The organism is Actinomycetota bacterium (genome assembly GCA_030776725.1).
GTDB lineage: Bacteria > Actinomycetota > Nitriliruptoria > Nitriliruptorales > JAHWKO01 > JAHWKW01.
Genome location: JALYHG010000109.1, coordinates 1 through 9,310, shown reverse-complemented (window position 1 = coordinate 9,310; position 9,310 = coordinate 1). Strand labels below are relative to the sequence as shown.

10 protein-coding genes and 1 tRNA gene are annotated in these 9,310 nt (G+C 69.2%); 4 read left to right on the top strand and 7 right to left on the bottom strand.

Annotated elements, in window-relative coordinates; translation table 11 throughout:
- Positions 1–3: 3 nt before the first annotated feature.
- The 5 genes from M3N57_05140 to M3N57_05120 form a co-directional block, all read right to left on the bottom strand.
- A tRNA-Ser gene (locus tag M3N57_05140) sits at positions 4–94 on the bottom strand.
- Between the two features lie 53 nt (positions 95–147).
- The gene (gene serS / locus M3N57_05135) at positions 148–1,407 is read right to left on the bottom strand and encodes a serine--tRNA ligase (protein MDP9022081.1); all 1,260 of its coding nucleotides are present in this window, start codon (positions 1,405–1,407) and stop codon (positions 148–150) included.
- A 142-nt stretch (positions 1,408–1,549) separates the two neighbouring features.
- Positions 1,550–2,470: a prephenate dehydratase gene (gene pheA / locus M3N57_05130; GenBank protein ID MDP9022080.1), complete on the bottom strand. Its 921-nt coding sequence runs from the start codon at positions 2,468–2,470 to the stop codon at positions 1,550–1,552.
- Positions 2,471–2,476: 6 nt separating this feature from the next.
- Positions 2,477–2,803: a DUF4446 family protein gene (locus M3N57_05125; GenBank protein ID MDP9022079.1), complete on the bottom strand. Its 327-nt coding sequence runs from the start codon at positions 2,801–2,803 to the stop codon at positions 2,477–2,479.
- A gap of 51 nt (positions 2,804–2,854) precedes the next feature.
- The gene (locus tag M3N57_05120) at positions 2,855–3,016 is read right to left on the bottom strand and encodes a hypothetical protein (GenBank protein ID MDP9022078.1); all 162 of its coding nucleotides are present in this window, start codon (positions 3,014–3,016) and stop codon (positions 2,855–2,857) included.
- Positions 3,017–3,173: 157 nt separating this feature from the next.
- Between M3N57_05120 and M3N57_05115 the strand changes: the two genes are divergently transcribed.
- From M3N57_05115 to M3N57_05100, 4 genes are all read left to right on the top strand, one after another.
- Complete coding sequence (locus M3N57_05115; GenBank protein MDP9022077.1) at positions 3,174–4,427, top strand: branched-chain amino acid ABC transporter permease; 1,254 nt, start codon at positions 3,174–3,176, stop codon at positions 4,425–4,427.
- Positions 4,428–4,487: 60 nt separating this feature from the next.
- A complete protein-coding gene (locus tag M3N57_05110) occupies positions 4,488–5,480 on the top strand; it encodes a branched-chain amino acid ABC transporter permease (protein MDP9022076.1) in 993 nt (330 codons plus the stop codon).
- Positions 5,473–6,336: an ABC transporter ATP-binding protein gene (locus tag M3N57_05105; protein MDP9022075.1), complete on the top strand. Its 864-nt coding sequence runs from the start codon at positions 5,473–5,475 to the stop codon at positions 6,334–6,336. Before M3N57_05110 ends, M3N57_05105 begins: the two co-directional genes overlap by 8 nt.
- Before the next feature lie 61 nt (positions 6,337–6,397).
- A complete protein-coding gene (locus M3N57_05100) occupies positions 6,398–7,171 on the top strand; it encodes an ABC transporter ATP-binding protein (protein ID MDP9022074.1) in 774 nt (257 codons plus the stop codon).
- A gap of 65 nt (positions 7,172–7,236) precedes the next feature.
- Here the strand turns inward: M3N57_05100 and M3N57_05095 are convergent, their stop codons facing one another.
- Together M3N57_05095 and M3N57_05090 are read right to left on the bottom strand one after the other, a co-directional pair.
- Positions 7,237–8,580, bottom strand: coding sequence for an ABC transporter substrate-binding protein (locus M3N57_05095; protein MDP9022073.1), 1,344 nt, complete (start codon positions 8,578–8,580; stop codon positions 7,237–7,239).
- A 261-nt stretch (positions 8,581–8,841) separates the two neighbouring features.
- Positions 8,842–9,015 (bottom strand): hypothetical protein, encoded by a 174-nt coding sequence (locus M3N57_05090; GenBank protein MDP9022072.1) that lies wholly within the window; start codon positions 9,013–9,015, stop codon positions 8,842–8,844.
- Positions 9,016–9,310: the final 295 nt, after the last annotated feature.

The window sequence follows — 9,310 nt, the reverse complement described above, 5'->3', positions numbered from 1 at the left end:
CGGCGGAGGGTGTGGGATTCGAACCCACGGGACGGCTCGCGCCGCCCGGCGGTTTTCAAGACCGCTGCCTTCAACCGGACTCGGCCAACCCTCCGAACCCTCGAGGATACCGCCGGCCACCGCCCCGACGGCGGTGCACCACGGCGCTCAGTCGCGGGCGAACAGCACCTCGCGACCGAGGTAGGGCTGCAGCACCTCGGGCACGGCCACCGATCCGTCGGCGTTCTGGTGGCTCTCGACCAGGGCGATCATCGTGCGCTGCACCGCCAGCGCCGTGCCGTTGAGCGTGTGGACCAGCTGGGTGCTGCCGTCGTCGCGTCGCGACCGGACCCGCAGCCGTCGCGCCTGGTAGTCGGTGGTGTTCGAGCACGAGGTGATCTCGCGGTAGGCGTCCTGGCCAGGCAACCACGCCTCGATGTCGAACTTGCGAGCCGCCGACGCCCCGAGGTCACCGGTGGCGATGTCGACTACGCGGTAGTGCAGCCCGAGCCCGCCCATGATCTCCTCCTCGATGGCGAGGATGCGCTCGTGCTCGTCGCTGGACGCGTCGGGCGCCACGAACGAGAACAGCTCCACCTTGTCGAACTGGTGTACACGGAAGACCCCGCGGGTGTCCCGCCCGTACGAGCCGGCCTCCCGACGGAAGCAGGTCGAGAACCCCGCGTACCGGACCGGGACCGCGTCGAGGATCTCGTCCATGTGCATCCCGGCCAGCGACACCTCCGAGGTGCCCACCAGGTACAGCGGATCGTCGCGCATGGCGAAGATCTGCTGTTCGTCGGTGGGGAAGAAACCCGTGCCGTACATCGCCTCGTCGCGGACCAGGACCGGGGGGATCACCGGCTGGTGGCCGTGGCGCATCGCGACGTCCAGCGCGTAGCGCGCCAGCGCGAACTCCAGCAGCGCGCCCTCACCCTTGAGGTAGAAGAACCGCGCCCCGCTCACCTTGGCAGCGCGGGCCAGGTCCAGCGCACCCGGTGGCTCCAGGAGCTCGACGTGGTCTCGGACACCGAAGTCGAACTCCGGCTTGGACCCTTCGCGGCGGAGCTCGACGCTGTCATCCTCGCCACCGGCGGGCGCGTCCGGATGCGGGAGGTTGGGGATCGCGGCCAGGACCTCGTCACGGGCCTCGGCGACCGCGGCCTGCTCCTCCTCCGCCCGACGCAGCGGTTCTTTGAGCTCAGCCGCGGCTGCGATCAGCTCCTGGCGTTCCTCCGGTGGCGCGGTCCCGATCGCCCGGGACCGGGCGTTCTGCTGGGCGCGCAGCCCCTCCACCTCGGCGGTGACCTCCCGCCAACGGCGGTCGAGGTCGATCACACGCTCGACGTCGCTGCGGGCGATGTCACGGCGCGCCAACGCCGCGATCACCGCCTCGGGATCGTCACGCAGGAGTCGGACGTCGATCACGGTGGGCGAGGCTACGCCACACACGTCCCCGCGGCACCGGCCGCGTCACCGAGGCAGCGGCCGCCCCGGGCAGACAGCGACCGCATCACCGACCCCGCGGACGCCCCGGGCAGACAGCGACCGTCTCGCGCACAACGACGCGTCATCGGCGGATGCGCTCGCGCCACTGCCCCAGCCACTCGGCCGCCTCACGGTACGCGGCGTCGTCAGCGGCGATGCGTCGCGATTCCTCCGGTTGGCGCGCGCCCGACCGCCGGTAGGAACCCAGCACCTTCACCTCGCGGTGGGTGCGTTTCACCGCGGCGAGGGCGTCACCGACCCGTTCGTCGGCCAGGTGACCCTCCACGTCGACGAAGAAGCAGTACTCGCCCAGCTCCTCCTTGGTGGGCCGCGACTCGATCTTGGTCAGGTTCAGGTCGCGCTCGGCGAAGATCTCCAGCAGCTGCAGGAGCGCACCCGGCCGGTTCTCCTCGATGAACACCACCAGCGAGGTCTTGTCCCACCCCGTCGGCCGCGGCAGATCGTGGCCGACCACCACGAACCGGGTCACGTTGCCCTCCCGGTCGGCGACGTTGCGGGCCAGGACCTCGAGGCCGTACCGCTCGGCCGCGAGTTGGTTGACCACCGCCAGCTCGGGAGCGTCCGAGTCGGCGACGTGTTCTGCCGCCCGCGCGGTCGAGGTCGACGCGATCCGCTCCGCGTCGGGCAGGTTCGCCGACAGCCACCGTCGGCAGGCGGCCAGGGCGACCTCGTGGGAGCGCACCGTCACGACGTCGTCGAAAGCGACGCCGGGGCGGACGGCTGCCACCAGATGCACCGGCAGCTCCAGCTCAGCCTCGATCAGCAGCTCGACCTCGAACGCGAGCGCATCGAGGGTCACGCTGACCGGGCCCTGGAGCGTGTTCTCGATCGGGACGACGCCCCGCTCGACCCGGTCGTCGGCGACCGCTCGGAGAACGTCCAGGACGTCGGGGAGCTCGACAAGGTCGCGGTCGGCGCCCGCGACCAGCCGAGCTGCGGTCTCGGAGAAGGTGCCGGGAGGACCCAGGTACGCCAGCGTCACGGCGGTCTACGACGCCGCCCGGCCACGGCGGCGTCGCGGCGGGTTCACCACGGCCTGGCGCTCGCCGGTGAGCGCGGCGTCGATCGCTGCTTCCTCCTCCGGCGACAGGTTGTAGGAGCTGGTCCCGCCAATCACCGGCTTGGCGTAGGTCCGCGCCTCGGTCCGCCCGTTGATGGATGACAGCACGACCCCGTCGCCGGACTCGTCGAGGAGCGCCGCGGAGAACGACAGCGCCCCGCCCATGTCGTCGAACGCGTCGTAGCGGACGACGCCGACACGTGACACAGCCGCACGCAACAGGTTGCGCAGGTGCTCGGTGTTGCGGTGCACCACCGCGATCGCCTCGCGCAGCTGCTCAACCTCGCCGAAGCGGCGTTCGAGGACCTAGAAGAGGTCCTCGCGTCGGGCCGGGTCGAGGACCGCGTCGTAACCCGTGCGCAGGCGCCTCAGGCGGAGGGCCACGACCGTCAGCGCGCTCGCGAGGACGACGACGCCGATGAGCGAGACGATCGTGAGGAGGGCGAGGAGCTGGTCCGAGAACTGCACCGAGGCGTCCCTGTTCGAGCTGGACAGCATGGTACCGAGCACAGCGTCCCATCTAGCGACGGTGCCGTCGACATCTAGACTCGCCCGGCACAGATGGAAGGGACGTCCGATCCTCCGGCAGGCCCCGCCGCGTTGGCTGACGGCCGCGTTGCTGATCGTGCTGGCATCCCTGACGTCCACCGCCACGGCCCTGAGCGGTGAGAGCGGCGGCGAGCAGGACGACCGACAGCCTGGCGTGTTCGGCACCCTCCAGACGGCCGACGAAGAACCCCTCAAGGGGGTCGAAGTCACCGTCTCCGGCGAGGACAGCGGCTTCCAGGAGACGGTCGAGACCGACGCCGACGGGGAGTGGAGTGTCGACGTTCCCCGCAGCGGGACCTACGTCATCGAGATCAACGAGGACACGCTCCCCGAGGACGTCGGCCTGAAGAACCCCGACAACAATCCCACGACGATCACGGTCCGCGACAACCGACGGCGCGTCCTGTTCCCGATGGGCGAGAGCGCGAGGGGCGGCTTCGACTTCCCGTTCCGGCCCCTCGCACAGCGGCTGGTCGACGGCATCAAGTTCGGTCTGATCATCGCCATCACGTCCGTAGGGTTGTCGTTGATCTTCGGGACGACGGGCCTGATCAACTTCGCGCACGGCGAGTTCGTCACGTTGGGCGCGATCGTCGCGTGGTTCCTCAACGTCCAGGGACCGCAGCTGCACCTGGTGTTCGCCGCCATCCTCGCCACGGCGGTCGGTGGGGTGTTCGCGGGCGGCCTGGAGGCGGGCATGTTCGCGCGGCTGCGAGCGCGACGGGTCGGTGGCTTCCAGTTCCTGGTGATCACGATCGGTCTGTCGTTGCTGATGCGGCACGTGCTGGTGCTGTGGTACGGCAGCCGCCAATCGCCCTACGCCCAGTACACGGTGCAGCAGCGGATCCGGTGGGGGCCGGTCGCCGCGACCCCCCGCGATCTCGCCGTGATGGCCCTCTCCGCCGCGATCCTGGTCGGCGTGGCGATGATGCTCCAGCGCACCCGCATGGGTAAGGCGACGCGCGCCGTGGCCGACAACCCGGACCTGGCCGAGTCGTCCGGGATCAACGTGGCGCGCGTGATCCTGGTGGTGTGGATCGTCGGCGGGGCGCTCGCCGCCATCGGCGGCGTGTTGCAGGGCCTGGTCACCGCCGTCGAGTGGACCATGGGGTTCCGACTGCTCCTGCTGATGTTCGCCGCGGTGATCCTCGGGGGTCTGGGCACCGCGTACGGCGCGATGGTCGGCGGTCTGGTGATCGGGATCGTCAGCCAGGTCAGCACCGTGTGGCTACGGGCGGAGCTTCAACACGCCTGGGCTCTGCTCGTGCTGGTGCTCGTCCTGCTGATCCGTCCCCAGGGGATCCTGGGACGCAAGGAGCGGCTGGGGTGAAACCCGGGGGGCTGTGGTAGGTCGATCACCGCCGGCGCCGCGGACAGGAGCTGACCGCCCATGCAGTGGGACGTCGTCTTCGGCAACGGCCTCCGTGAGGCGTTCGGTCCCCAGGCGGCCTGGTTCGCGCTGATGGCGATCGGGTTGAACGTCCACTACGGGTACACGGGGCTGCTGAACTTCGGTCAGATCGGGTTCGCGATGGTCGGCGCCTACGGGGTCGGCATCGCGGTGCAGATCTTCGGGCTGTCGCTGTGGGTGGGGATCGTCGTCGGGATCGCGGCGGCGCTGGTCCTCGCGGTTGCACTGGGGTTGCCGACCCTGCGGCTGCGTGGCGACTACTTCGCGATCGTCACCATCGCGGCGGCCGAGGTGATCCGTCTGGTGTTCGGGTCGAACGCCTCCGGGGACCTCACCGGGGGGCCGTTCGGGCTGCGCAACGTGGCGAACGCCTTCTACGAGCTCAACCCGCTGACCCCTCGCCGCTACACCGTGTTCGGTAACTGGTCGTACCTGCACGGCCAGCTCTGGTCGATGCTGGTGACCTGGGTGCTGGTCGCGGCGGCCACCTACTTCGTGTACCTGCTGATGCGCAGCCCGTGGGGACGGGTGATCCGCGGCATCCGTGAGGACGAGGATGCGGTGCGCAGCCTCGGCAAGAACGCCTTCTGGTACAAGATGCAGAGCCTGATGATCGGCGGTGCGATCGGCGGCCTGGGCGGCATCATGCTGACGATCCAGACCTCGGCGGTCACGCCCCTGACGTTCCGGCCGCAGCAGACCTTCTTCGCCTACGCCATCCTGATCGTCGGCGGAGCGGCCACCACGTTCGGGCCGGTCATCGGGACGATGATCTTCTGGTTCTTGTTCAGCGGGGTCACATCGATGCTCCGTCAGCTCGCCTCCCAGGGGCTGGTGCCACCGATCATCGCCACGGAGAGCTCGATCGGGGCGCTGGTGCTGGCGCTGGTCGGGCTGGCTGTCATCCTGCTGATGATCTACCGGCCGCAAGGTATGTTCGGCAGCGAACGGGAACTGATGCTCGATGTCTGAGCCGGATCCCACCTCCGCATCTGGCCGCGCGGCGGCGCTCGCCGACGTCCCGGCGGAGCCGGGGGCGCCCAAGCCCGACCCGATCCTGGTCGTCGATGACGTCCACCGCCAGTTCGGTGGCCTGGTGGCGGTCGACGTCGATCACCTCGAGATCCAACGTGGGGTGGTCACCGCCCTGATCGGTCCCAACGGGGCCGGCAAGACCACCTTCTTCAACCTGTTGACCGGGTTCGACGACCGCGACCGCGGAACCTGGCAGTTCGACGGCGTGGAGATCCAGGGCAGGCCGTCGTACCAGGTCGCGCAGGCGGGGATGGTACGCACCTTCCAGCTGACCAAGGTCCTGTCGCGGTTGACGGTCCTGGAGAACATGAAGCTCGGCGCCACCGGGCAGGGCGGCGAGAGCCTGTGGCGGGCGCTGTTGCGGCGCAGCTGGGCGTCTCAGGAGCAGCAGATCGAGGAACGCGCTCACGAGGAGCTCGAGCGGTTCGATCTGGCGCGCATGCGTGACGAGTACGCCGCGACGTTGTCCGGCGGGCAGCGCAAGCTGCTGGAGTTGGCACGCGCCTTGATGGTGCAGCCGACGCTGGTGATGCTCGACGAGCCGATGGCGGGTGTGAACCCGGCCCTCGCCCAGACCTTGCTCGACCACATGCTCAAGCTCCCCGACCGGGGCATGACGGTGGTGTTCGTCGAGCACGACATGGACATCGTGATGAACATCAGCGACTGGATCGTCTGCATGGCCGAAGGGCGGATCATCGCCGAGGGACCGCCCGACAGAATCGCCAACAACGACGCCGTGATCGATGCGTACCTCGGCCGCCACCACGATCATCCGGGCGGCGCCCGCTGAGACGAGCGCTGGTGGTGTTCCCAGCCGCGCTCGTGATGGACACGTCGAACAGGAGCTGATCGTGACAGACGACCGGCCGGTCGACTCGACAGCCGACCGCCGCGACAGCCGCCGACCGCTCCTGGAAGCCAAGAGGATCGTCGCCGGTTACCTGCCCGAGGTCGACATCCTCAACGGCTGCGATCTCGAGCTGTACAGCGGCGAGCTGGTGGGCATCATCGGACCCAACGGCGCCGGCAAGTCCACGCTGGTGAAGGCGATCTTCGGCCTCGTCCCCGTGCGAGCAGGGTCGGTCGTCCTGGCCGGTGAGGACATCGCCTCCTTGACGCCCCACGAACTGGTGGCACGGGGCGTCGGGTACGTCCCCCAGACCAGGAACGTCTTCCCCTCGCTGACGATCGAGGAGAACCTCCAGATGGGGGTGTACCTCCAACCCGCCTCGTTTCCGGAACGCTTCGCGTACGTCAGCGAGCTGTTCCCGCTGCTGCGGCACCGGGGCAGCCAGCGGGCCGGGGACCTGTCCGGAGGCGAACGTCAGATGGTGGCGATGGCCCGGGCCATGATGATGGAGCCGCGGGTGCTGCTCCTCGACGAGCCCTCCGCCGGCCTCTCCCCCAACCTGCAAGACGACACCTTCCACCGGGTGCAGACGATCAACCAGGCGGGGGTCTCGATCGTGATGGTGGAGCAGAACGCCCGCCGCTGCCTGCAACTGTCCGACCGCGCCTACGTGCTCGACCAGGGCAACAACGCCTACACCGGCACCGGTGATGAACTCCTCCACGATGAGAAGGTGATCGACCTCTACCTGGGCACGCTGTCCCGCGTCGAGTAGGACGTGCCAGAGGGGCCGAGGCACTCGCCCCGACCCCTCTGCGTGTCTGCGACGGACCGACCGCTTTACTGCGGCGTCGGTGTCGCCCCGGTCTCGAGGTCGACCCGCTCGGAGCGGACGAGCGTCAACTCTCCTCCTTCGTACCTCGCCACCGCGTAGGTGGTCACGGTCGGGTTGCCGAGGTTGCCCTCGCCCGGGGGTTGACTCAGCTCGATCTCACCGGAGGCCCCGTCGTAGTCGATGTCCTGGCCGTCATCGAGGAGCTGCTTGCACGACGCGAAGTCGGTGCACTTCTCGCCGCCCCTGGTGAGGTCGACGATCAGGTCGGCGAACTGCGACGAGTCGTCGGTCTGAGCCTGCTCGGCAGCCAGGGCCAGGATCGTGACGCAGTCGTAGGCCTGGCCCCCGTAGATGAACTCGCGCTTGGCCTCCGCCGGCAGGGACTCGTTGAGGCGCTCGTTGAACTCCTGCGAGCCGGATGCCCCGATGACCTTCATGCCGTCGAGGATAGAGACGTCTCCTCCCTCCCCGGCCGCGAACTCCGGTAGGCGCCCGGAGAACACGCCGTCCGCGCCGTACACGGCCGACATGTCGAAGTCGGTCTCGGCGAGCCGGCGCAGGAACGTTGCGCCCTCACGGAAGGCGATCAACACCACCGCGTCGGGGTCGTTCTGGGTGACCGTGTTCACCTGCGTGTCGAAGGTCTGCTCCTCCTCGGTGTACTCGACGGTGGCCAGAACCTCAGCGTTCAGCGCCTGGAGCTCCTCGGCCACCAGGTCGGCGAGGTTCTGACCGTAGGAGTCAGAGCGGTTGACGATCACGACGGACGAGTGGCCGTCGCGGGTCACGATCTCGTCGGCGATGACCGGAGCGACCGCGTCATCGGGCGCCACCGTGCGGAACATGAACGCCGCGTTGGGCTGCGTGAGGAACTCCGACGACGTCGCCGACGGTGAGCAGTTGACGATCTGGTTCTGGAACAGAACGTCGAGGAACGACAGCGTCACGCCCGATGCGGCCGCCCCGACGATCACGTCGGAACCTGACGCGAGCAGGCTGTTGACGTTCGGGCCGGCGACCGTGGGGTCGGTGCCCGAATCCTCCTCGAGCAGGCGGACGTCGCGTCCGAGCACGCCACCGGCCTCGTTGATGTCATCGATGGCCATCTGTGTGGCGTGGATCATCGAGACGCCCAGGTAGTCGAGGAACCCCGACTCCGGCAGGACCCGGCCCATGGTCAACTGCCCGTCGCCCCGCCCGGTCACTTCCACCTCTTCGGTGGGGGTCGGGGTCCCGGGTCCGGGCGCGAGCCCCTCCCTATCCGCTTCCTCGCCGTCGGGACAGGCGGTGAGCCCCAAACTCAGAACGGCCACCACGGCCGCCGTGCGCATCAACCTGGTGCGCTCCATGTTCCCTCCTGCTCGTCGATGTCCGCACACCGTGCGGCGTCCGTCCGCGGCGGGGAACTGCATCCGGCCGCGCCCCGCACGTCGCGGAGTCCGACCCATCCTACGACTGTGATAGGAGGAATCAAGGAGCGTACGGTGTCCCGAGGGCGGCCACAGACAACCGTCACAGGAGGGCCGTCACCGAGGGACGGCACCCAGCACGGTCACACGAGGAACGACCGCCCCGTCGTCGCCGGGCGGTCGTTGCGAGCCGTTAACCGATCAGGCGGCCGGCGACTCGGTCGCCTCAGGAGACGTCACCCCGCCGGTCGTGGTCTCTGGCGGCGTCGTCTCCTCCGTGCCGCCTCCGCCACCGCCACAAGCCACCGCCCCGAACGCGAGCGCAGCTGCGGCCGTGGCGCCAACGGCGGCACGGACGAGCTTCGAGCTGACCATCATCATCGTCCCTCTCTCACGATCTCGTTGAGAAAGGGTCCCCGGCCCCCGCGCCGATGGCCCTTTCCGCGGGTGCAGCCCCACTGGACGGCGGTGCGCCCCACTGGCCGTGCCCGGCGCAGTGTCGCGGGGCGGAGGTCGCACCGGGCGCAGGTGCGCCCCCCGTTGGGAGGTGTCCGTACGCCCGGTGTCGTGGTTCCCAGCGATGGCGCGATCAGGTCGCCGGCAGCTCCTCCGCGGGGGTCTCGACCTCGACCTCGGTCTCGGTCTCCGTCGGCGTGGTCTCGACCTCGCC